Origin of the sequence: Arthrobacter sp. CAU 1506, assembly GCF_005047635.1 — a bacterium.
Taxonomy (GTDB): domain Bacteria; phylum Actinomycetota; class Actinomycetes; order Actinomycetales; family Micrococcaceae; genus Crystallibacter.
Map to the genome: position 1 here is coordinate 40,811 of NZ_SUKC01000011.1, position 21,046 is coordinate 61,856.

Sequence of the window (21,046 nt, forward strand, 5' to 3'; positions counted from 1 at the left end):
CTTCGGCATTGGCAGCAATCTTCGTCTGCAACATGATCCCATCTGCATGCGCCGGCGATGCCCGCCAACGATCGTCCTCAGTTCTCCGGCGTTAACTGAGCCTACCGCAGCCGGCCCAGCCCGGCGGCAAGCCGCGGCGGCACTGTGGACCTACTCGAGATCCGCGGTGCTCAGGTACTCGCCGAGGCTGTCGCTCTGCAGCGCGGATGCGATCTCAGCGATCGCCTCCTCGTCCGGCACCACGATCGACTGACCGTCCGCGGACGTGCCGGTGCCGAGCGTCGGCAAGGTAAACATCTGCACGTCGCTTGACCGCACGTCCCGAAGCGAGACGCCCAGGGAGCCTGCCTTCATCGCATCAAGTTCATTGTCGACGCTGAGGAACGGAGAGAATTCCGAGACAACCTCATTGATGCGCACCGGGTTGGTCAGCGTTTCCGCTGTCAGGAACTTGGACATCAGAGCCTTCACGAACAACTGCTGGTTGCGGACTCTCGAATAGTCGCCGTCGCTGAAGGCCTTGCGTTCCCGCACGAAGGACAGCGCCGAATCTCCGCTCAGCGTCTGGGTACCGGCAGGGAAGAACTCACCGGTGGAACCGTTCGCCGAGAAGGCCTCCGGATTATTGATCTCCACCCCGCCCAGGGCATCCGTGAGTTCCTTGAACCCGGAGAAGTCGATAATTGCCACGTGGTCGACGCGGGTTTCGAACATGCCTTCAATGGTTTGCACCACCAGCGGCACGCCGCCGAACGCCATGGCAGCGTTGATTTTGTGTTCGCCTTGCCCCGGGATGTCCACCCAGGTATCACGCATGATCGACATGACGTAGACGTTCTCCCGGTTTTCCGGGACGTGCATCAGCATCATGGTGTCCGAACGGCTGCCATCCGAGGTCTCGGTGAGGTTGCCCCCGGAGGTGTTGCGACTGTCCGAACCCATCAGCAGAATGTTGACGGATTTGTCGTTGGGGTCCTTCGCCATCCGGTCTGTCGGGAAGGCCGACTCAATCGTCTGCGACTTGCTGTTGAAGGAGTTGGCCAGGTTGAAGATGTAGCCACCTCCTACAATCGCGGCCACAACAACAATGCCCAACAGCGTGAAGAAGACCGTACGGATGGGGTCTTTCTTGCGCGGGCGGCGCTGCCGCCGGGGGCGGTACTCGTTGTCATGTTCAGCAGTCAATGAGGTCTCTTCCTAGGGAGGGGCTACCAAATAGGATAAAGCCCGCGGCAGGCTTGCCCGTGCAGGATCCCCGTTGGGCGTGGCCGCCGTCACGGCGGCCCAACCAGCGTGCAAGGACCGGGATACGCTAGCAGCATGACCCGCGTTTTCCCCAATTGCCGCCGCTTGGCTGCCCTGATCTCGCTTGGACTATTGGGGAGCCTCACGGCCTGTTCGCCGGTGGTCACTGTTGACGCGGCGCCGGATGCGGCCAATCCCGGCTGCGCTCCGATGATGGTGATCCTGCCCCAATACGTGGCCGACTTCCCCCGCCGCGAGACGAGCAGCCAGTCCACTGCTGCTTGGGGCGACCCGTCCCAGGTGATCCTGCGCTGCGGAGTTCAGGTGCCCGGCCCAACGACGGATCAGTGTGTTTCCGTCAATGACGTGGATTGGGTACTGCGCGAGGGCGAGAACGGTTACTGGACTGCGACGACGTACGGGCGCACGCCGGCCACGGAACTGATCTTTAAGCCCGACGACGTGGCGGAGAGTTCCGTACTGATGGATCTGTCTGCGGCGGCCTCGGAGATTCCGCAGGAACGCAAGTGCCTCAGCATCTCGGACGTGCTGTAGGCGCTGAGGGTTTCCACGGGTCACCACGCAGGCGCAAGCGCCTTTGGTCGACCGCCGAAGAGCATGCAAGTGCCTTTGGTCGACCACCGGTGCACTGTCGGTGGTCGACGGAGGCGCTCCAGCGCCGAGTAGAGACCTGGCGGCCGCCGGAGATTACAGGGCCTTAGTCTCCACGGGTCTCCGCGGGTCTCCACGCAGGCGCAAGCGCCTTTGGTCGACCACCGGAGAGCATACAAGCGCCTTTGGTCGACTGCCGGGGGCTAGCGGAGGCCGGTTTTGCGGTTAAGTGCCAGGTAGAGCAGTTCGTCGATCAGTTCGGTGTACGGCAGCCCGGACTTGGCCCACATCTGCGGGTACATGCTGATGGGCGTGAAGCCGGGCATGGTGTTGATTTCGTTGATGATCAGTTCGCCGTCGGGTGTGTAGAAGAAGTCCACGCGAGAGAGGCCCTCTCCCCCGAGCGCGTCGAAGGCCAGGGCGGCGAGCTCGCGGACCTTTTCGGTGGCGTCTGCCGGCAGGTCCGCCGGGCAGCTCAGCGCGGCGGCCGCACCGTCGATGTATTTGGCTTCGAAGTCATAGAACTGGTGTTCCCCTGGCTGCACCGCGATTTCGCCGGGCAGGCTGGCGCGGGTGGGTTCGGTGCCGCGGCCCTGAAGCACGGCAACTTCGATTTCCCGGCCGCTGATGCCGGCCTCCACCACGATCTTGGGGTCGTGTTCGCGGGCTGCCTCGATGGCGGACCGCAGCCCCGCGGGTTCGGTCACACGGGTGATCCCCATCGAGGACCCGGCGCGGGCGGGCTTGACGAAGACCGGGAACTGAAGCGAAGCGGCCCGCTGGAGCGCGGCGTCAGCGTCCTGCTGCCATTGCCGGTCGGTGATGACCACATAGGGGCCCACGGTAAGGCCAGCCGATTCGAAGACCACCTTCATGAAGTGTTTGTCCATGCCCACCGCGGAGGCCAGCACGCCGGCGCCGACATAGCGGACGTCGGCCATCTCCAGCAGCCCCTGCAGGGTGCCATCTTCACCGAACGGTCCGTGCAGCAGCGGCAGCACCACATCCACGTTGCCGAGGCTCTGCGGTACCTGCGCGGCCGGTGCTACCACCAACTCCGGAGCGGTTTCGCGGCTGGTCAGCATGACCGGTTCGGCGGACGCGCTGATCTCCGGCATGGTTCCCGATGTCAGCGACCACTGGGCCGGATCTTCGGCGACCTGCACCCACTGGCCGTTGCGCGCAATACCGATGGGAACGACGTCGTACTTGTCCTTGTCGATGGCGCCCAGGACACCGGCCGCGGTGACGCAGCTGACCGAATGCTCGCTGGAGCGTCCGCCGAAAAGTACCGCGACGCGGGGCTTGCGGGCGGCGGTGGGCGCCGGCACGGCCGGGCTTGATTCCTGGTTCATTGCAGCTCACCTTCGGACTTGAGTTCACGGGCCAGAAGCCGTGGGGCCAGTTCGTCGACGGCAATCTGCCCCTCGAGGACGGCCACGACGGCCTCGGTAATGGGCATGTCGACGCCGAGCTTGGTGGCCAGGTCCAACACCGCCCGGCCGGATTTGATGCCTTCGGCGGTTTGGGTCATCTGGACGGACACTTCATCAAGCGTCAGCCCCTCGCCCAGCAAACGGCCGGCGGTATGGTTGCGGGACAACGGCGACGAGCAGGTGGCGACCAGGTCGCCCAACCCGGCCAGCCCTGCCATGGTCTGCACGTCCCCGCCCAAGGCGAGGGTGAGCCGGGTTGTCTCCGCCAGCCCGCGCGTGATGACCGTGGCTTTGGTGTTGTCGCCCATGCTTTTGCCGTCGCAGATGCCCACGCACAGGGCAATGACGTTCTTGACGATTCCGCCGATTTCGACGCCGGTCACGTCGGGATTGGTGTACGGGCGGAAATAGGCTGCGGTGCAGAGCCTGGCGATCCACTGCGCCACGTCTTCATCCGTGCAGGCCACCACAGACGCGGTGGGTTCCTTGCGCGCGATCTCCATGGCCAGGTTGGGGCCGGAGATGACTGCCACCCGGTCGTCGGACAGCCCAAGCTCTTCCTTGATCACTTCGCTCATGCGTGCATCGCTGCCGCGCTCCAAGCCCTTCATGAGCGACACCACCACTGCCTCCGGATCCAGCAGCGGTTTCCAGGAGGCCAACTGCGGCCGCAGGGTCTGGGCCGGCACGGCCAGCACGGCCAGCGGTGCGTCGACGAGGACATCGGCCACCTCGGCGGAGGCAACAATATTGCCGGGCAGCGCAATGTCCTTGAGGTATTTGGAATTCCGGTGCTGGGTGTTGATTTCCTCCGCCACCTCGGGACGCCGCGCCCACAGCCGAACCTGGATCTCGGGGTGCGCGTCAGCAACTACCTTGGCGAAGGTAGTGCCCCAGCTTCCTGCTCCGAGAACTGCAATAGCTGCAGGCAGGTCGGGGCGTTCGGTCACAGTTTCTCCTCTGGCGGCAGTTCTTCCGTGTGCACCGCTGGGCCGGACGCGAAGTCCCGGCCGGTCGACTTTTGCCCGTGTGCGGACGGATCCCAGCGGACAGCAGGGGGTTCTTCGCCGCGCACCTCGGCCAACAGCGCAGTGATGCTGTCCATAATCCTATTCGTTGCCGCTTCGAGCACCGTCTTGGTGATCGGCATGCCGTCGAAATCGGACAGGTCGACCGGCGCGCCGGCCACTACGTGGGCCGTCTTGCGCGGGAAAAGACTCGGTTTCTTGGCATAGCGGGGCAGCAAGTCGTTCGCTCCCCAGTGCGCCACCGGGATGACGGGGGCTCCGGTCTGCAGTGCCAGCCGGGCGGCCCCGGTGTGTCCGCGCATCGGCCACAGATTCGGATCACGCGTCAGCGTGCCTTCCGGATAAATGATGACGGCGCCGCCCTCGTCCAGCACCTCACGGGACACTTCCAGGGAGCGGTTGGCCCCCGAGCTGCTCCGTTCGACGGGGATCTGGCGTGCCGCGGTCAACAGCGGACCTACCACCGGAATCTTGAACAGCGAGGCCTTGGCCAGAAAATGCGGGAGGACGCCCTGGTTGTAGACATAGTGGCCGACAACCAAGGGATCGATCTCGGTGTTGTGGTTCGGACAGACAATGATGCCCTGGCTGCCGCGGAAATTTTCGGTCCCTGCCCAGTTTCGCCGCAGCACCAGGTTCAGGACCGGACGGACAACGCCGGCCAGGATGCCGATCACCACACGCTCTTTGGTACCTGCTCCCATGGCCGCCTACTCGACGTCGAAGTCCGCGCCGAGGCCTTCCAGTTTCGACTGGAAGTGCTCGTAGCCGCGATTGATGACATCGATGCCGGTGACCCGGGAGGTCCCGGTCGCGGCCAGCGCGGCGATCAAGTGGCTGAATCCGCCGCGGAGGTCCGGAATGTCGATCTCCGCACCGGTGAGCTGGGTGGGCCCGGAGATCACGGCGGAATGCAGGAAGTTCCGCTGCCCGAAACGGCAAGGGATGCTGCCAAGGCATTCGCGGTGCACCTGGATGTTCGCCCCCATCCGGATCAGTGCCTCGGTGAAACCGAATCGGTTCTCGTAGACCGTCTCGTGCACAATCGAGACGCCTTCGGCCTGGGTCAGGGCCACCACCAGGGGCTGCTGCCAGTCGGTCATGAAGCCGGGGTGCACATCGGTCTCGAGCACCAGCGGCGACAGGCTCCCGCCGGGGTGGTAGAAGCGGATGCCGTCGTCGTCAATATCGAACGCGCCACCGATCTTGCGGTAGGTGTTCAGGAAAGCGGTGAGGTCGCCCTGGTTGGCACCCTCGACGTAGATGTCGCCCTGCGTGACCAGCGCGGCCGAGGCCCAGGAGGCCGCCTCGTTGCGGTCGGGCAGCGCGCGGTGGTTGAAACCAACCAGTTCCGGCACACCCTCAATGCGGATGACGCGGTCCGTCTGGACGGAGATGATGGCGCCCATCTTCTGCAGCACGGCGATCAGGTCCATGATCTCCGGCTCGATGGCCGCCCCGCTGAGTTCGGTGATGCCCTCGGCCCGGGTGGCGGTCAGGAGCACCTGTTCGGTGGCCCCGACACTGGGATACGGCAGCGTGAGCTTGGCGCCCTGCAGCCCCCTGGGCGCCGAGATGGAGATGCCACCGGGACGCTTGTCCACGATGGCACCGAACTGGCGCAGAACATCGAGGTGGTAGTCGATGGGACGGTCGCCGATGCGGCAGCCGCCGAGGTCGGGGATGAACGCTTCGCCGATGGCGTGGATCAGGGGCCCGCAGAACAGAATCGGAATACGGGAATCACCGGCGTGCGCGTCAATGTCCTTCATCTGCGCGGTCTTGACGTTCGTCGGATCCAGCGTCAGGTCGCCGGTCACCGGGTCTTTGGATACCTCCACGCCGTGCAGGCGCAGCAGGCTGGTGACAATCTCCACGTCCCTGATCTCGGGCACATTCCGGAGGACCGAGGCATCGCTGCCCAGCAAGGATGCGACCATCGCTTTGGGAACCAGGTTCTTGGCACCACGGACGGGCACTTTTCCCGTCAGGGGTACGCCACCACGAATGGTCAAAACACTTGCCATGAATACCTGTTTCCTCAAGCTAGTTTAACGCCGGACTGGGCCTTGGGCTCAGCTAAGCATATTGGTAATCCGTGACCATTCCGAAATAAACGGACCGCGCGCGCCGCGGCCGGCTGCTCGCTTGCCGCTGACTTGCATAATGCCACCTCTGGACGCAAATCGGCGCCTTCGCGGGACCTGAATAAGTCCCGCGAAGGCGCCGATTCGGTGCAGGATGCCTGCGGTCAGACTTTCGCAGGAAGCGTTTTCGGCTTCCACGAGGGCCGGGTGGCCTCGTAGGAGGTGATTTCCGCCTCATGGTGCAGGGTCAGGCCGATGTCGTCCAGGCCTTCGAGCAACCGCCAGCGGGTGTAGTCGTCGATCTCGAACGGAGCGGTGATGGTTCCGCAGACCACCGTCTTCGCGTCCAGGTCAACGGTGATGTCGGTGCCCGGGTGGTTCTCGAGTTCCTTCCAGATCAGCTCGATGTCGTCCTGGGCTACTTCGGCGGCCAGCAGGCCCTGCTTACCGGAGTTGCCGCGGAAGATATCGGCGAAACGGGACGAGAGCACTACGCGGAAACCGTAGTCCTTCAGTGCCCAGACGGCGTGCTCGCGCGAGGAACCGGTGCCGAAGTCGGGGCCGGCCACCAGGACGGATCCGCGGTTGAACGGTTCCTGGTTTAGGATGAAATCCTCCTGTTTGCGCCAGCCGGCGAAGAGGGCATCTTCGAAACCGGTCCGGGTGATCCGCTTGAGGTAGACCGCCGGGATGATCTGGTCAGTGTCCACGTTGGACTGCCGCAGGGGAACGCCGATCCCGGTATGGGTGGTGAACTTCTCCATGATGCTTCAGGCTCCTTAAGCAGCAGACCGCGTGGCGGCGTCGTTGTTGACCGGGTCCAGGTCCGAGGGCGAGCTGAGCGTGCCGCGCACCGCAGTGGCGGCAGCAACGACTGGCGAGACCAGATGCGTCCGGCCGCCCTTGCCTTGCCGGCCTTCGAAGTTACGGTTGGACGTTGAGGCGCAACGCTCCCCCGGAGCCAGCTGGTCCGGGTTCATGCCCAGGCACATCGAGCAACCAGCGAAGCGCCATTCCGCACCGAACGCTTTGAAGATCTGGTCCAGGCCTTCGGCTTCGGCTTCGAGCCGGACGCGGGCCGAGCCGGGAACCACCATCATCCGCACGTTCGGCGCCTTCTGCCGGCCGCGGATAATGTCGGCGGCAATGCGCAGGTCCTCGATCCGGCTGTTGGTGCAGGAGCCCAAGAAGACGGTGTCCACCTGGATGTTCTTCATCGGGGTGCCGGCTTCGAGTCCCATGTAGGTCAGGGCACGTTCCGCCGCAGCCTTGGCGTTTTCATCGGCAAAGTCGTCAGGCGACGGCACCGCCTCGGACAGCGAAACACCTTGCCCGGGGTTGGTGCCCCAGGTTACGAAGGGCTCCAGCGTGTCGGCGTCCAGGAAGACTTCGGCGTCGAATTCGGCGTCGTCCTCCGTGCGCAGCGTCTGCCAGTAGTCGACGGCGGCATCCCAGTCGGCACCTTCCGGGGCATGCGGACGACCCTTGAGGTAATCGAAGGTGGTCTGGTCCGGGGCCACCATTCCGGCGCGGGCACCCGCCTCGATGGACATGTTGCAGATGGTCATCCGGGCTTCCATGCTCAGCGCGCGGATGGCGGAGCCGCGGTATTCCAGCACGTAGCCCTGCCCGCCGCCGGTGCCGATCTTGGCGATGACGGCCAGGATGATGTCTTTGGCCGTGACCCCGGGACGCAGCGTGCCCTCGACGTTGATGGCCATCGTCTTGAACGGCTTCAGCGACAGCGTCTGGGTCGCCATGACGTGTTCGACCTCGGACGTTCCGATGCCGAAGGCCAGGGCGCCGAATGCGCCGTGCGTGGAGGTATGGGAGTCGCCGCAGACCACCGTCATGCCCGGCTGGGTGAGCCCCAACTGGGGGCCCACCACGTGCACGATCCCCTGCTCGGCATCCCCGAGTGAGTGCAGGCGGACGCCGAACTCCCGGCAGTTGGCACGCAGCGTCTCGATCTGGGTCCGGCTGGTCGGGTCGGCAATCGGCTTGTCGATGTCCAGGGTGGGAGTGTTGTGGTCCTCGGTGGCGATGGTCAGATCCGGCCGACGCAGCTTCCGGCCCGCCAACCGCAGGCCCTCGAAGGCCTGCGGGGAGGTAACCTCGTGCACCAGATGGAGGTCGATGAAGAGGAGGTCGGGCTGGCGGGCTGCGCCTTCTCCGTCGCCGCGGCGCACCACGTGCGCTTCCCAGACCTTTTCAGCGAGCGTCTTGCCCGCAGTGTTACCGGCCATGGCCAGATCCCTCCATCAAATACCAATGCAGGTGGTGCCTCCCAACGGGAGACCTGCTCCAAGTGTGTGATTCAACTCTTCCAGCACGGGCTCGGATCCCGCCAGTGAAACGACTTGCATCTCAAATAGTGAGATGACAGTATCAATCTATGGACAATCCTAGTGGTGTCGGTGTCATCGACAAAGCGGCCATGGTGCTCGATACGCTCGAGGCCGGACCTACTTCCCTGGCCCAGTTGGTGGCTGCAACCGGCTTGGCCCGGCCCACCGCCCACCGGCTTGCCTTGGCCCTGGTGCACCACCGCCTGGTCAGCCGGGACATGCAAGGCAGGTTCGTCTTGGGCAGCCGGCTGGTGGAACTGGCCGCCGCTGCAGGAGAAGACCGGCTCATTGCGGCGGCCGGCCCCGTCCTGATGAATCTTCGCGACGCCACCGGCGAAAGCGCGCAGGTGTTCCGACGGCAAGGCGATTCACGTGTCTGCGTGGCCTCTGCCGAGCGGCCGATTGGCCTGCGTGACACCATTCCGGTGGGAACGCAGCTCTCCATGAAGGCGGGCTCCGCCGCCCAGGTCCTGCTGGCATGGGAAGACCACGAACGGCTGCTGGAAGGCCTGCAAGGCGCCCGCTTCACGCCAACCGTCCTCGCCGGCGTGCGCCGCCGCGGCTGGGGCCAAAGCCTGGGCGAACGCGAACCGGGAGTGGCCTCTGTCTCGGCACCGGTCCGCGGACCATCCGGCCGGGTCATCGCCGCCGTGTCCATTTCAGGCCCGATTGAGCGGCTCACCCGGCAACCCGGACGGCTGCATGCCGAAGTGGTCTGCAACGCGGCCGCACAACTCACCGAGGCCCTGCGCAAGACCAACGACTAGCAGTCCGTTCAGCTGCCGAAGTGGTCCCATCCACCGGTCTGGATGGCGGTGCCGTCCAGGGTCGCGGGAGCAGGTCCGGTATCGCGCACGGTTCCTACAGCGACGAAACCTTCCGGCAGGGCCTCCGCGGTCGGGAACGTGCCTAGCAGGCCATGGTCCTCGCCGCCGCCGAGCACCCATTCCATCGGGTCGGCCCCCAACAGGTTGGCTGCCTCGCGCAGCGGTTCAACAAACTCCTGCAGTTCGGCCGCGAACAGGTCGACCGAGACGGAGCTGGCCCGGGCCAGCCGGACGGCGTCGCGAAGCAGGCCGTCCGAAATGTCCATCATGGCCGTCGCGCCGGCCTTTGCCGCCGCCGGGCCGGCGTGCAGTGGTGGTTTTGGCCGCGACTGGATGCGGGCCAGCGCCTGCAGCGAAGCCGGGGATTCGCGGGCAAAGTGCGTGCTGTCGAGCAGGCGCAAACCAGCTGCTGCCTTCCCCAGCGTCCCGGCCACTGCCACGATGTCGCCGGGGCGCGCACCGCTGCGCAGCACCGGGTGGCGGCCTTCGAGGTCGCCGGTGACTGCCGCGGTGACAACCAGCGCATTGCCCCGGCCCAGATCGCCGCCGACGACGGAGCACCGCTCCGCGCCGAGTTTCCGGATCGCCTCGGCCACGCCGTCGGCCAGATCCTCAACCCACGCCACCGGCGTCGAACCGGGCAACGTGAGGCTGATGACCAAGGACGTGGGCACGGCACCCATGGCGTTGATGTCCGAGAGGTTTTGCGCCACGGATTTCCAGCCGACGTCGTAGCCGGTGGTCCGGTATCCGGAGGGCCAGACGAGCCGGAAGTCTTGGTCTTGGACCAAGGTGTCGATCGAAATGACGGTCCGCGCATCCGGTGCGTCGATGACGGCGGCATCATCGCCGGGGCCGACCGGGACATTGGCGCGGCCGAGGCGCGGAAAGATCCGGTCCAGCAGGGACCCCTCATCCAGGTGGTTGATCATCAATTCGTCGGTCAATCTGTACTTTCTCTCTAGTCATTACCGCCCACGTCCCGCAGTTCGCACGGTCAGTCAGACGGCGTTATGGCAGCGTCATTCTCCGGACGCCTTGGCAACCGCCCGCCGGAATTCCTGGTACCGCGCGACGGCATCCTGCACCGGCTGGACGATCCGCTCTTCCGCCACCTGCGCCACGGAGGCGCGCAGCCGCCGTCGTGCCGTTGCTGCCCTGGATTTGGCGACGAGGCGGGAGATCAGGCCGGAGGCCAGCGCCAGCAGCACCCCGGCGAGGATCCCGGCAGCCAGCAACAAGGTGGGTACGGGAAAGCCCTCAACCCTGGGTGTCTCCGGCACCGGAAACTGGAAGTAGCCGAGCGCAGCGATGCCCAGCAGCCAGAGCGCGCCTGCCAAGGCAGCCACCAACGCACACCATTGGATCACCCCAAAGACCGGCCACCACCAGGACGCGCGCTCGGACCGCAGGTCGGTGCTCGCCAGGGCCTGGTCCAAGTCGTCGGGGAGGGTCTCCTCTGCGGACCGTGCCGACCGGCGGATGGCCGCGCGCCACGGTGCGCTGGCCCCTTCGCCTGCATGGTCGGCGAACTGCCGCACGGCCTTGTCCGACTGCGCCTGTTGCGCCGGACCGGGAGCCGGCATCGACGACCGGTTCAACATCGGGCTGACATCTTTGCGGTCCAGATTTAGCCGTTTGAGCGGATCCCGGCGCAGCTTTCCCAGCCAGCGGACCACCGGCCAGCCCGTCCGGGCGTGCGACTGCCGGCGGTAGGACGTTGCCACGGCGTCGCAGATCGCGTCAACGCCCGCGGCCCGGGCGAGCTGCTCGGCGAGCTGGGCGCGGGCTGGTTTGCTGACGCCTGCCGGTTCTGCGTCGAGGCCTGCGTCCAGCGCTCGAGCCGCGTTGCGGACATCGGCGATAAGACGGTTTGTTGCGGCCTGCCGCCGGTCGGCGAACGCCGTGATGGCCGCCTTGAGCTCGTCAACGCCCGCGCCGGTCCGGGCGGAGACAGGATAGACATCTGTCCGGTCCAGCCCGTCCTGCACCAGGATGTCCTTGAGCGAGGCCATGACCGGTTTCCGTTGGTTCTCGGCCAACCGGTCCAGCTGGTTCAGCACGACCAGTGTTACCGCCCCGTGGGAGGCCAGCGGCCGCAGGAACCCGTGGTGCACGGCTGCGTCGGCATACTTCTGCGGATCCAGGACCCACACCAGTACATCGACCTGCCCGGCCAGCCGTTGCACGATCTCGCGGTGCTCGACGGCGGTGGAATCGAAATCGGGCAGGTCCAGCAGAATCAGGCTGCCGTGTCCGCCCAGCGATTCATCGGCCATAACGTGCCGGTGGTTGACCTGCAGCCAGTCGAGCAGTGGCTCGCTGCCGGCTGTTCCCCAAATGCCGGCCAGTGTTTCCGAAGTGGTCGGCCGACGCGCCGCCACGGTGGCGTGATGGGTGCCGGACACGGCATTGAAGAGGGAGGACTTGCCGCTGCCCGTCGCTCCGAAGAACCCCACCACGGTATGGTCAGCGGACAAGGAGCGGCGAGTGCTGGCACGTTCCAGGACGTCGATGGTGGACGCCAAGTCCGCTTTCGGCAGCACGCCCTCGGCAAGTTCAGCGGCCGAATTCAGAGCTTCCAGCCGCGCCTCCAACACCGACGCTTCGGGTTTCCCCCGGTGCCGGCTCATTCCGCCGCCTCCGAGTCCGTCTTTGCCCCCACTGCCTGAAGTTGGTCTGCCAGCGTGCGCATCGCCTCGGCTTGTTGCTCCTGGGCCGGGATCCGGGACAGGAAGCGCTGCGCTTCTGCCTGCATCAGCCTGGTGGTCCGCTCCTCCAATTGGGCACGGGCCCTGCGGGCCAGCCGGCGGACGGCGTCCTCGCCGAAGACGGCTTCGAGCAGCTTCTGACCCACCACGGCCGTTCCGCCTGCAACGCCGATCTCCAAGCCTGTCAGCCCGCCCGTGGCCGCGAAAATGACCACCATCAGGGCCACCCCGAGTCCGTTGACACCGAAGGAGAGCATGCGGGCGGTGAACCGCTTGTCCTCGCCCTCGCTGCGGATCAGGTCCAGCAGATCCGACTGCCACGCCCGGATCTCCCGCGCCACGTCGTCCGAGAACCCGGCGCTGGGAGTGGACAGGTCGTCGCTTCCGAGCAGGCCCTGCCCTGCCGGATCCACCCGCCATCCGGCATCGGCCTGTTCCGCCCCCTTGGCCGCGGCCTCGACGACGACGGCCTGCAGCCCGGACTCAATGGCTGCCTCGACCACTACCGACGGCGCGGGCTTGCCGGAAAAGAACGCACCGATCCGGTCCCGCAGCCGGCCTATCCCGCTCTCGATGCCGCGGAAAAACTCTCCGGTGCCGACAAAGTCCTGCCACCGGGCCAACACCTCGCCGCGCAGGAGCGTCCCGTCCTGCGTCGCCGCGAGGGCCTGGTCGGTGGCTGCCTGATAGGCGCCATCGACCATCTTGCGCAGCCTCTGCCCGGCGGCGTTCTGATCGTCCGCGGCAGCCGCGCCGGCCCGGACAGTGTGGGCCAGTGAGCGCACGGCCCCGCCGAGCGTGCGACGGGCAATATCGGCCCGGCTGGAAGCATCGGCGGCCAACTCCTCGAGCCAGGCGCGGAGCGGGTCCACGGCACCGGCCGGCAGCATGCCCTGTTCGTCCAACGTGGATTCAAGAATGACGAACAGTTTCGCAGCAGCGAGCCCCTGCCGCTGCAGCAGTCCGGCCAGGTCGGTGCGGACCTCCGCCTCCACATCGGCCGGAACCCGGTCCAATACCACCGCGACTTCGATGTCCCGGTGGGCGGCGTCCAAGAGTAACGCCCAAGGCACCGCATCCGCGTAGCGGTTGGCCGTGGTGACGAAAATCCACAAGTCCGCCGCCGCCAGCAGTTGTCCGGCCAATCGTCGGTTGTCGTCGGAAATGGAATCGACATCCGGTGCGTCCAGCACCGCAACGCCGGCAGGGATGCTGCGGTCCGCCAACAGCACCAGCGAGGTTCCGGCCGGCTCGGCTGCCGACGCTGTCCCGCCGGCGTAGTCGTCGGCGGCGCCTTGTGCTGGTGTTCCGTTGATGCGGCTGAGGCCGGGCAGGATCCGCCGGTCCGCGAACCAAGCTCTGTCGCTCGGATGATGCAGCAGGACCGGCTGGCGTGTGGTGGGCCGGATCGCGCCCGCGCGCGTCGCCGGAAAGCCGGCCAGCGCGTTGACCAGGGTCGACTTTCCGGCGCCGGTCGAGCCTCCCACCACTGCCAGCAGCGGCGCATCCAACGTGCGGAAGCGGGGCAAAATGTAGTCGTCCAGCTGGGCAACGGCCGCCTGGATGGCGCCGCGTGCTTCGGCGGCTCCCGTCACGTCCAGCGGCAAGTCCAGCGCCTCCAGCGTGCTGCGGCTTTGCTCCAAGAGCGCGACGGCGCCTGCCGCTCCCCTGTCTTGGCCCTCGGGCACCATGCTGGTCACGTTCCCCATCATGCCAGCAGGAGCGGTCAACCACGCGAACCTTGGCCGCTCTGAGACGCACCTCTCCCGGCAGACAAAAAACCGGCCCCGGACAATGTCCGAGACCGGTTATTGGTGACCCCAGCGGGATTCGAACCCGCGTTACCGCCGTGAGAGGGCGGCGTACTAGGCCGCTATACGATGGGGCCGCATAGCTTGCACTGTTGAAGGCCGGTGCTGCCTTGTCCTGCGTGGACAGTGACCCCAGCGGGATTCGAACCCGCGTTACCGCCGTGAGAGGGCGGCGTACTAGGCCGCTATACGATGGGGCCGTAGGTTTGCTTGGAGTTTGCCTCCGCACAATCCAGCCCCCGCGAAAGCGGAGGCTGTAGCGCTGGGATACCAGGACTCGAACCTAGAATGACGGTACCAGAAACCGTTGTGTTGCCAATTACACCATATCCCAATGGCACTTTCGGAGCCGGTGGAAAGGGGTTGTTACCCATTCCTTGGCGCCTCAGCACGAGTAATTACTTTACCGGATGCTTGCTCGAAAGTGCAAAACGAGCAGCAAACGGGCGGCTGGACCGCCCGCTGCTCGGGTTCAGGCTCAGCCACGGAAGGATTTCAGCCGTGCCAGCGAGGACTCCTTGCCGAGGATCACCATGGACTCGAACAAGGGCGGCGAGATGCGCCGTCCCGACACAGCGGTCCGGACCGGTCCGAAAGCCAGCCTGGGCTTGAGCCCCAGGCCGTCGACCAAGGCCGAGCGCAGCGCCGCCTGGATGTTCTCCGCCGTCCACTCTTCGATCGGCTCCAGCGCCGCCAACGCGGCATCCAGCGCCTCGGTGAGATTCTCCGGCAACCCCTTGCGGGCATCTTGCGCGACGTCGATCTGGTCGTCTTTCTTGAACAGGAAGGCAAGCATCTCCGGCGCTTCGCCCAGCAGCGTGATGCGTTCCTGGACCAGCGGGGCGGCATCTGCCAGGATCATCTGCTCGCGTTCGTTCAGTACTTCGCCGACCAGGCCGGCGTGCTGCAGGTAGGGCACCAGCCGGAGCTTGAAGTCGCCCGGTTCCAGCAGCCGGACGTGCGTTCCGTTGATGGCTTCGGCCTTCTTCAGGTCGAACCGGGCCGGGTTGGCCAGCACGTCGTGGATATCGAAGTTCTCCACCAACTGGTCAACGGTGAAGATGTCCTCGTCGGCGGACAGCGACCACCCCAGCAGCGACAGGTAGTTCAGCAACCCCTCGCGGATGAAGCCGCGTTCGCGGTGCAGGAAGAGGTTCGATTCCGGGTCGCGCTTGGACAGCTTCTTGTTGCCCTCACCCATCACGTAGGGCAGGTGGCCGAACAGCGGCATGTAGCGGGCAACGCCGATGTCCACCAGCGCACGGTAAAGCGCGATCTGACGAGGTGTCGACGAGAGCAAATCTTCGCCGCGGAGCACGTGGGTGATCCCCATCAGCGCGTCATCCACCGGATTGACCAGCGTGTAAAGGGGCTTGCCGTTGGCCCGCACCACCACGAAGTCCGGCACGCTGCCAGCCTTGAAGGTGATGTCGCCGCGGACCAGGTCGGTGAAGGTGATGTCTTCATCAGGCATCTGCACGCGCAGCACCGGTTCGCGGCCCTCCGCCTTGAACGCCGCGACCTGCTCCGGCGTCAGGTGGCGATCAAAGTTGTCATAGCCGAGCTTGATGTCGCGGCCGGCGGCGCGGTGGCGCTCTTCGACCTCTTCCGGGGTGGAGTAGGACTCGTAGAGGTGGCCGGCTTCTTTGAGCTTGGCGATCACGTCCCGGTAGATGTCCCCACGCTGGGACTGCCGGTAGGGCTTGTGCGGGCCCCCCACTTCAACGCCCTCGTCCCAGTCAATGCCCAGCCACTTCATCGCCTCGAGCAGCTGCTGGTAACTTTCCTCGCTGTCGCGGGCAGCATCGGTGTCCTCGATCCGGAACACCATAGTGCCGCCGGTGTGCCGGGCGTAGGCCCAGTTGAACAGCGCGGTGCGGATCAGGCCCACATGCGGGGTGCCCGTGGGAGACGGGCAGAAGCGCACGCGGACTGGAGTTTCGTCGTCGACAGTGGGAATGGCAGCAGCATTAGTCATGATGGCTCCCAGTTTAGTCTCCCGCGCCAGTCCCCTGGTCCGGCCCGGCGCCTGCTACTTGGGGCGCCTGCTGCGGGCCAGCCAGGCACTGAGCAACCGGTACAGGTAGTACAGCGCCAACAGGATGCCGACGGCGAGGAAGGTTGCCGTGAGCCAGGCGGGACCGCCCAGATAATGCGTGGCGCGGGCAGCCACCGAAAAAGTAGCCAGCGACCCCAGTGCAAAGACTGCGAACGACCGGCGGCTGGAGCGCATGAGGATCAGCGGCGCGCCGTGTTCGAGAGCGTGCCGATGCCTTCGATCTCCACCTCGTAGCGCTGGCCGGCTTCGATGGTGCCGACCCCGGAAGGCGTGCCGGTCATGATCACATCGCCGGGCAGCAGCGTGAAGGCCTGGGAGGCATAGGAGACCAACTCCTTGACGCCCCAGATCATCTGCGAGGTGTTGCCGTCCTGCTTCAGTTCGCCGTCGAGGCGGCCCCGGATGGCCAGGTCTTCGGTGTCCAGTTCGGTTTCGATCCACGGGCCGAGCGGGGCCGAGCCGTCGAAACCCTTGGCGCGGGCCCACTGGTTGTCGGTGCGCTGGGCATCGCGGGCCGTCAGGTCGTTGCCGCAGGTGTAGCCGAAGATGACATCATCCACGCGCTCCACCGGGACGTCCTTGCAGATCCGCCCGATGATGACGCAGAGTTCGGCTTCGTAGGAAACCTCGTCGGAGAACTCGGGCAGCACCAGCGGCTCGTTCGGCCCGATGACCGAGGTGTTGGGCTTGAGGAACATCAGCGGTGCGGCCGGGGTCTCGTTGCCCATTTCCTTGATGTGCTCGGCATAGTTGCGGCCGATGCCGATCACCTTGCTGCGCGGGATGATCGGGGCGAGCAGGCGGACGTCCTCGAGCTTGTGCCGGGCTCCGGTGGGCTGGACGCCGTTGAAGAACGGGTCGCCGGCGATGACGGTGACCTGCTCGCTTCCCTCCTCGCCTTCGACGATGCCGTACTGGGGGTCGGAATCAAGGACAAACCGGGCTATACGCATGGGTTTAGCCTACTGGTTGCCGGTGGATGGATTCCAAGCCGAGGCAGGCGGTCAGCCGCGCAAGTACTCCAGCTGGGCCGCGACCGAGGCTTCGGCAGCGAGCCGGACGGCGGCATCGATGTCGTGGTAGACATGGTCGGTCACGTCGTCCACGCTGGCCTCGGCGCCGAGATGCGCAAGGGCGGCGCGGATCTGGTCCAGCCGCATCTGGCGGTGACTGGCGTATTCACGGCAGATCGCCGAGAGGTCCGGCAGGGTGCCGCCATGCGCCGGCAACACTTTGGCCGGACCGAGGATCTCCAGCCGGGCCAGCGAATCCAGATAGGGGCCGAGCCGGCCGTCCGGGAAGGCAATGATGGTGGTCCCGCGCCCCAAGATGGTGTCGCCGGTGAGGACCGAGCCGTGCGGGCCGTCCGCGGGCAGGTGGAAGCTGACGGAGTCTGCCGTATGCCCGGGGGTGGCCAGAACATGGATGTCGACGCCGGCGGCCCTGATCACTTCGCCGTCCGTCAACGGGTCGCCGCCGAAGCAGAGCGCGGTGTCCAGCGCCCGAACGGGCGCACCGGTCAGTTCGTGGAAACGCTCGCTGGCCTCGGTGTGGTCGATGTGGTGGTGCGTGATCAGGACGAGTTCCATCTCGCCGGCGGCGGCCAGTTCGGCCAGGTGGGCCTCATCCAGCGGCCCCGGGTCCACCACGACCACTCCCCTGCTCTCCGGGCCCGCAATCAGGTACGACTGCGTGCCGTCCAGGCTCATCGGTCCGGGATTGGGAGCCAACCGGTAGCGGGTCAGGTCGCTGCTGCGGACCAGGGCGGAATTCTGTTCAGCGGTCACAGGGCCATCCTCGCACTTCCCCGTCCGGCACCGCAGGACTGCTGACCGGAAGGCGCGCACCGTCGTCGTAATATTTGCGAAATATGAAAGGTTCGGTTCACATTCGCCTCCGCCATGCTGCCAATGTGACATCCGTCGCATAGGCTGGGGTCCTGCACCGGCCGCTGACCGCGGCACGACGATGGGGGGATCAGTGCTGGAGGAAGTTCACTCAACATTCGATGTGCAACTGGATGACGACGGCCTGATGGTGCTGACGCTCCATCGTGGCCTGAGCGTCGGCGCAGAGCTGGCGCAGCAGGTGGTCGACCGCCTCTTCGACCTGGTGGGCGACCGGCGGGTGGTGATGCTGCTGCGGATCGCCGGCGTGCGCTGGGCCACCTCGGAGGTGCAGGCGGTCGCCCAGACCTTCACACCCTCTATTGCGCTGGCTGTGCTCGGCGATGGGCCGGTGGACCGGGTGCTGGCGAACTTCTTTCTGAGGATCTTCGACGACGAGGATTTTGCCCGCTATTTCGACGACGAGGCCGAGGCGCGGGCTTGGCTGGCACCGCATATCCAACGCCTGCCGCTGCTTGAGGTGGACGCGAGCGTCGTCTGACGCCGGTACCGAACCGCCTGCGTCTAGGCGGCGTTTTTGGCGCCGCGCCCCGGCGGTAGGACGCGCCACCGGTCCGGCCGGCTAGATTCGACACCGGAGTGGCCGGCAGGTTTCACCGCGGAATAAGTTCGCGCGGCAGCGGGGTTGCCCCTGATGGAACCATTGCTGCTGCACGATAGGAAAATTCCATGGCGGAAACACAGAACACCTTGTCCTTGGCCGAGCTGCTGGCCGACTACGACTCGGCTGAGCACGACCATGCGGCGGCCGAGCGCAATAGCGGAATGCAGCACATCCACAACCACGCCAACGGGGACATTGTCTGGTTCCCCACCTGGCAGAAGAACCGCGAGACGACCGACTGGGAATCCGCGGTCAACGAGTTCACTGCCGAACTCGACGCTGCGGCGGATCGGGGTGCGGATCTCTCCGATGCTGCCTCGGAGCTGCTGGCCGCACGCCTGCAGGCCGTGCTCGCCGAGGCTGCGGAGGCCCCGGACGCCAACGTGTTCATTCGCGAAAACCTGGCCCGCTACCTGTCCGAGACGTGGTCGCTTGGCGACGCTTACGCGCTGAAGTCCGGTAAGGGGCTCCCCGGTACGGGCTTGCCGGTGGGAATCTTCGCGTCTTACCCGTACCAGGTCTACGAGCGCGACGGCGGCAGCTTTGCCTCCGCACTGTGGAACGATCTGGTGGACGCCCGGAAGAACCGGATCGCCGCCGAAGAGGCCGAGCGCAAGGCACTGAAGCCGGTATCCAAGAAGGCCCGGAAGGCCGCCGAGCGCAAGGCCGCCGCCCGGAAGCGGTAGCGTCCCCAGATGGGGCGCCGCCGTCGTCCTCCTCCTGGGTCAGAGCAGCAGCAGGAGGAGGACGATCAGCGGCAGGATGGCTTGGGCCAGGGCGCTCTGCCAGAGCCGGCGTTCGGAGATCCACAGCACTGCTCCGAGGACCACGTGGGCGAGGCAGGTGAAGACGACCATGGTCTCGCCGATGGCGGTCCTGCCGCTGGCGGCGATGAACACGCCGGCGATGAGGACCAATCCCCAGACCATGTTGTAGAAGCCGAGGTTGATGGTCCAGAGCCGGACCGCTGCCACGTCCTGCGGCCGGATGAGGAACAGCTTGTGGAAGCGCTGGTCGCGGAAGTAGAACGCCTCAGCGATGCCGACGGCGATCAGGACCAAGCCGAAGATCACGGCAAGCAGGTAAGCCACCCCGGTCATGGACCTAGTGTGGCCCCGGCAGCCGCGGAACGGAAGCGCTGGCTAAGCCAAGCGGGTCAGCCCTAGGCCGGGCGGGTCAGCCAGCCTAGGCCAAGCCGGTCAACCAGCCTAGGCCAGCCGGGTGAGCCAGCCGCGCGAATCTTCCACCGCACCGGTCTGGATGCCGAGCAGTTCCTGCCGGATGGACATGGCCACTTCGCCGGAACCGGCGCTCGGAGACGCGATGGACCAGCCGTCGGCCTTCAGCTCGCCGATCGGGGTGATCACGGCGGCGGTGCCGCAGGCGAAGGCTTCGGTGATGTCGCCGGCGGCCACGCCGTCGCGCCATTCGTCGATGGTGATCTTGCGTTCCTGCACGTCCAGGCCGCGGTCCTTGGCCAGTTCGATCACCGAGGAGCGGGTGACGCCGTGCAGGATGTGGCCGTTGAGTTCCGGCGTGACCAGGCGCCCGTCCTTGAAGACGAAGAACACGTTCATCCCGCCGAGTTCCTCGATGGCGTTGTCGTTGAACTTGTCCAGGAAGAGCACCTGCTGGCAGCCGTTGGCTTCCGCTTCCAGCTGGGCGGCCAGCGATGCTGCGTAGTTGCCGCCGCATTTGGCCTCGCCGGTGCCGCCTTCCCCGGCGCGGGAGTAGTGGTCGGAAAGCCAAATGGACACCGGCTTGAGTTCGCCGCCCCAATAGTTTCCGGCCGGTGAAGCAATCACCCGGTAGGAGACCTCATGCGCCGGGCGCACGCCCAAGAACGCCTCGGTGGCGATCATGAACGGGCGCAGGTACAGCGCCTCGCCGTCACCGGTGGGAACCCAGGCTTTGTCCGTGCTGACCAGTTGACGCAGCGACTCGATGAAGGTTTCTTCGGGCAACTCCGGCAGCGCCAGGCGGCGGGCCGAGGTGTTGAGCCGGGCGGCATTGGCTTCCGCGCGGAAGGTCCAGACGGATCCGTCGTCGTGCTGGTAGGCCTTCAGGCCCTCAAAAATCTCTTGCCCGTAGTGCAGCACCGCGGCGGCCGGATCCATCATGATGGGCCCGTAGGGTTCGATCCGCGCATTCGACCAGCCGCCCTGGCCGTCAGGGCCGACCTTGTAGTCGACCACTGCCGTGTGGTCCGTGAAGTGCTTGCCGAAGCCCGGGTTCGCCAGGATGGCGGCGCGCTCCTCGGCGCTCTTCGGACGGTCCGAGAGCTGCTGGGTGAATTCGAGGGTTTCAGTCATGGGTTCCTCCGCGGTGAGGGCACGCCCTTGTGCGTCAATAAAATGGTTTTGGTTAGTAA

At 65.9% G+C, this 21,046-nt stretch carries 20 protein-coding genes and 3 tRNA genes; 4 read left to right on the plus strand and 19 right to left on the minus strand.

Going from position 1 to position 21,046, the window contains the following annotated elements:
• Positions 1-150: 150 nt before the first annotated feature.
• Positions 151-1,185: an LCP family protein gene (locus E4J89_RS13200; RefSeq protein WP_136786614.1), complete on the minus strand. Its 1,035-nt coding sequence runs from the start codon at positions 1,183-1,185 to the stop codon at positions 151-153.
• A 135-nt stretch (positions 1,186-1,320) separates the two neighbouring features.
• Here E4J89_RS13200 and E4J89_RS13205 point away from each other — a divergent pair, with 135 nt between their 5' ends.
• The gene (locus E4J89_RS13205) at positions 1,321-1,800 is read left to right on the plus strand and encodes a DUF3515 domain-containing protein (RefSeq protein ID WP_136786615.1); all 480 of its coding nucleotides are present in this window, start codon (positions 1,321-1,323) and stop codon (positions 1,798-1,800) included.
• A gap of 260 nt (positions 1,801-2,060) precedes the next feature.
• Here the strand turns inward: E4J89_RS13205 and E4J89_RS13210 are convergent, their stop codons facing one another.
• The 6 genes from E4J89_RS13210 to leuC all read right to left on the minus strand — a co-directional run bounded on the left by E4J89_RS13210 (position 2,061) and on the right by leuC (position 8,654).
• On the minus strand, positions 2,061-3,212 hold the full coding sequence (locus E4J89_RS13210) for a D-alanine--D-alanine ligase family protein (protein WP_136786616.1): 1,152 nt from the start codon (positions 3,210-3,212) through the stop codon (positions 2,061-2,063).
• Positions 3,209-4,243, minus strand: a complete 1,035-nt coding sequence (locus E4J89_RS13215) for an NAD(P)H-dependent glycerol-3-phosphate dehydrogenase (RefSeq protein WP_136786617.1) — start codon at positions 4,241-4,243, stop codon at positions 3,209-3,211. Before E4J89_RS13215 ends, E4J89_RS13210 begins: the two co-directional genes overlap by 4 nt.
• Positions 4,240-5,025, minus strand: coding sequence for a lysophospholipid acyltransferase family protein (locus E4J89_RS13220; RefSeq protein WP_136786618.1), 786 nt, complete (start codon positions 5,023-5,025; stop codon positions 4,240-4,242). The genes E4J89_RS13215 and E4J89_RS13220 overlap by 4 nt, the downstream gene beginning before the upstream one ends.
• A 6-nt stretch (positions 5,026-5,031) precedes the next feature.
• Positions 5,032-6,348 carry a UDP-N-acetylglucosamine 1-carboxyvinyltransferase gene (gene murA, locus E4J89_RS13225; RefSeq protein ID WP_136786619.1) on the minus strand — a complete coding sequence of 439 codons (1,317 nt, stop codon included), beginning with the start codon at positions 6,346-6,348 and terminating at the stop codon, positions 5,032-5,034.
• 224 nt (positions 6,349-6,572) lie between these two features.
• Positions 6,573-7,172, minus strand: a complete 600-nt coding sequence (gene leuD / locus E4J89_RS13230; RefSeq protein ID WP_136786620.1) for a 3-isopropylmalate dehydratase small subunit — start codon at positions 7,170-7,172, stop codon at positions 6,573-6,575.
• A 15-nt stretch (positions 7,173-7,187) separates the two neighbouring features.
• Positions 7,188-8,654 carry a 3-isopropylmalate dehydratase large subunit gene (gene leuC / locus E4J89_RS13235; RefSeq protein ID WP_136786621.1) on the minus strand — a complete coding sequence of 489 codons (1,467 nt, stop codon included), beginning with the start codon at positions 8,652-8,654 and terminating at the stop codon, positions 7,188-7,190.
• A gap of 149 nt (positions 8,655-8,803) precedes the next feature.
• Between leuC and E4J89_RS13240 the strand changes: the two genes are divergently transcribed.
• Positions 8,804-9,523, plus strand: coding sequence for an IclR family transcriptional regulator (locus tag E4J89_RS13240; RefSeq protein WP_136786622.1), 720 nt, complete (start codon positions 8,804-8,806; stop codon positions 9,521-9,523).
• An 8-nt stretch (positions 9,524-9,531) separates the two neighbouring features.
• Here the strand turns inward: E4J89_RS13240 and E4J89_RS13245 are convergent, their stop codons facing one another.
• The 10 genes from E4J89_RS13245 to E4J89_RS13290 all read right to left on the minus strand — a co-directional run bounded on the left by E4J89_RS13245 (position 9,532) and on the right by E4J89_RS13290 (position 17,951).
• Positions 9,532-10,515, minus strand: a complete 984-nt coding sequence (locus E4J89_RS13245; RefSeq protein ID WP_136786712.1) for a thiamine-phosphate kinase — start codon at positions 10,513-10,515, stop codon at positions 9,532-9,534.
• Positions 10,516-10,605: 90 nt separating this feature from the next.
• Complete coding sequence (locus E4J89_RS13250; RefSeq protein WP_136786623.1) at positions 10,606-12,216, minus strand: GTPase; 1,611 nt, start codon at positions 12,214-12,216, stop codon at positions 10,606-10,608.
• Positions 12,213-14,006, minus strand: coding sequence for a dynamin family protein (locus E4J89_RS13255; protein WP_136786713.1), 1,794 nt, complete (start codon positions 14,004-14,006; stop codon positions 12,213-12,215). The genes E4J89_RS13250 and E4J89_RS13255 overlap by 4 nt, the downstream gene beginning before the upstream one ends.
• A 100-nt stretch (positions 14,007-14,106) precedes the next feature.
• A tRNA-Glu gene (locus E4J89_RS13260) sits at positions 14,107-14,182 on the minus strand.
• 50 nt (positions 14,183-14,232) lie between these two features.
• A tRNA-Glu gene (locus E4J89_RS13265) sits at positions 14,233-14,305 on the minus strand.
• Positions 14,306-14,367: 62 nt separating this feature from the next.
• Positions 14,368-14,439: transfer RNA gene (locus tag E4J89_RS13270), tRNA-Gln, on the minus strand.
• Positions 14,440-14,583: 144 nt separating this feature from the next.
• The gene (gene gltX, locus E4J89_RS13275; RefSeq protein WP_136786624.1) at positions 14,584-16,083 is read right to left on the minus strand and encodes a glutamate--tRNA ligase; all 1,500 of its coding nucleotides are present in this window, start codon (positions 16,081-16,083) and stop codon (positions 14,584-14,586) included.
• A gap of 54 nt (positions 16,084-16,137) precedes the next feature.
• The gene (locus E4J89_RS13280; protein ID WP_136786625.1) at positions 16,138-16,338 is read right to left on the minus strand and encodes a hypothetical protein; all 201 of its coding nucleotides are present in this window, start codon (positions 16,336-16,338) and stop codon (positions 16,138-16,140) included.
• A 5-nt stretch (positions 16,339-16,343) separates the two neighbouring features.
• A complete protein-coding gene (locus E4J89_RS13285; protein ID WP_127511563.1) occupies positions 16,344-17,117 on the minus strand; it encodes a fumarylacetoacetate hydrolase family protein in 774 nt (257 codons plus the stop codon).
• A 51-nt stretch (positions 17,118-17,168) separates the two neighbouring features.
• Positions 17,169-17,951, minus strand: a complete 783-nt coding sequence (locus tag E4J89_RS13290; protein WP_240691885.1) for an MBL fold metallo-hydrolase — start codon at positions 17,949-17,951, stop codon at positions 17,169-17,171.
• Between the two features lie 193 nt (positions 17,952-18,144).
• Between E4J89_RS13290 and E4J89_RS13295 the strand changes: the two genes are divergently transcribed.
• Positions 18,145-18,552 carry a hypothetical protein gene (locus E4J89_RS13295; protein ID WP_136786627.1) on the plus strand — a complete coding sequence of 136 codons (408 nt, stop codon included), beginning with the start codon at positions 18,145-18,147 and terminating at the stop codon, positions 18,550-18,552.
• A 188-nt stretch (positions 18,553-18,740) separates the two neighbouring features.
• Positions 18,741-19,361, plus strand: coding sequence for a hypothetical protein (locus E4J89_RS13300; protein ID WP_136786628.1), 621 nt, complete (start codon positions 18,741-18,743; stop codon positions 19,359-19,361).
• A 39-nt stretch (positions 19,362-19,400) separates the two neighbouring features.
• Here the strand turns inward: E4J89_RS13300 and E4J89_RS13305 are convergent, their stop codons facing one another.
• Entirely contained in the window at positions 19,401-19,775 is a 375-nt protein-coding gene (locus E4J89_RS13305; protein ID WP_136786629.1) for a DUF1304 family protein, read from the minus strand.
• Positions 19,776-19,883: 108 nt separating this feature from the next.
• The gene (locus E4J89_RS13310; RefSeq protein WP_136786630.1) at positions 19,884-20,987 is read right to left on the minus strand and encodes a branched-chain amino acid aminotransferase; all 1,104 of its coding nucleotides are present in this window, start codon (positions 20,985-20,987) and stop codon (positions 19,884-19,886) included.
• Positions 20,988-21,046: the final 59 nt, after the last annotated feature.

Excerpts from the sequence above, each read along its gene's own strand:
- E4J89_RS13205 (WP_136786615.1), top strand. The coding sequence starts at position 1,321 with ATGACCCGCGTTTTCCCCAATTGCCGCCGCTTGGCTGCCCTGATCTCG.
- E4J89_RS13210 (WP_136786616.1), bottom strand. The coding sequence starts at position 3,212 with ATGAACCAGGAATCAAGCCCGGCCGTGCCGGCGCCCACCGCCGCCCGC.
- E4J89_RS13220 (WP_136786618.1), bottom strand. The coding sequence starts at position 5,025 with ATGGGAGCAGGTACCAAAGAGCGTGTGGTGATCGGCATCCTGGCCGGC.
- murA (WP_136786619.1), bottom strand. The coding sequence starts at position 6,348 with ATGGCAAGTGTTTTGACCATTCGTGGTGGCGTACCCCTGACGGGAAAA.
- leuD (WP_136786620.1), bottom strand. The coding sequence starts at position 7,172 with ATGGAGAAGTTCACCACCCATACCGGGATCGGCGTTCCCCTGCGGCAG.
- leuC (WP_136786621.1), bottom strand. The coding sequence starts at position 8,654 with ATGGCCGGTAACACTGCGGGCAAGACGCTCGCTGAAAAGGTCTGGGAA.
- E4J89_RS13240 (WP_136786622.1), top strand. The coding sequence starts at position 8,804 with ATGGACAATCCTAGTGGTGTCGGTGTCATCGACAAAGCGGCCATGGTG.
- E4J89_RS13245 (WP_136786712.1), bottom strand. The coding sequence starts at position 10,515 with ATGATCAACCACCTGGATGAGGGGTCCCTGCTGGACCGGATCTTTCCG.
- E4J89_RS13250 (WP_136786623.1), bottom strand. The coding sequence starts at position 12,216 with ATGAGCCGGCACCGGGGGAAACCCGAAGCGTCGGTGTTGGAGGCGCGG.
- E4J89_RS13255 (WP_136786713.1), bottom strand. The coding sequence starts at position 14,006 with ATGATGGGGAACGTGACCAGCATGGTGCCCGAGGGCCAAGACAGGGGA.
- gltX (WP_136786624.1), bottom strand. The coding sequence starts at position 16,083 with ATGACTAATGCTGCTGCCATTCCCACTGTCGACGACGAAACTCCAGTC.
- E4J89_RS13280 (WP_136786625.1), bottom strand. The coding sequence starts at position 16,338 with ATGCGCTCCAGCCGCCGGTCGTTCGCAGTCTTTGCACTGGGGTCGCTG.
- E4J89_RS13285 (WP_127511563.1), bottom strand. The coding sequence starts at position 17,117 with ATGCGTATAGCCCGGTTTGTCCTTGATTCCGACCCCCAGTACGGCATC.
- E4J89_RS13300 (WP_136786628.1), top strand. The coding sequence starts at position 18,741 with ATGGCGGAAACACAGAACACCTTGTCCTTGGCCGAGCTGCTGGCCGAC.
- E4J89_RS13305 (WP_136786629.1), bottom strand. The coding sequence starts at position 19,775 with ATGACCGGGGTGGCTTACCTGCTTGCCGTGATCTTCGGCTTGGTCCTG.
- E4J89_RS13310 (WP_136786630.1), bottom strand. The coding sequence starts at position 20,987 with ATGACTGAAACCCTCGAATTCACCCAGCAGCTCTCGGACCGTCCGAAG.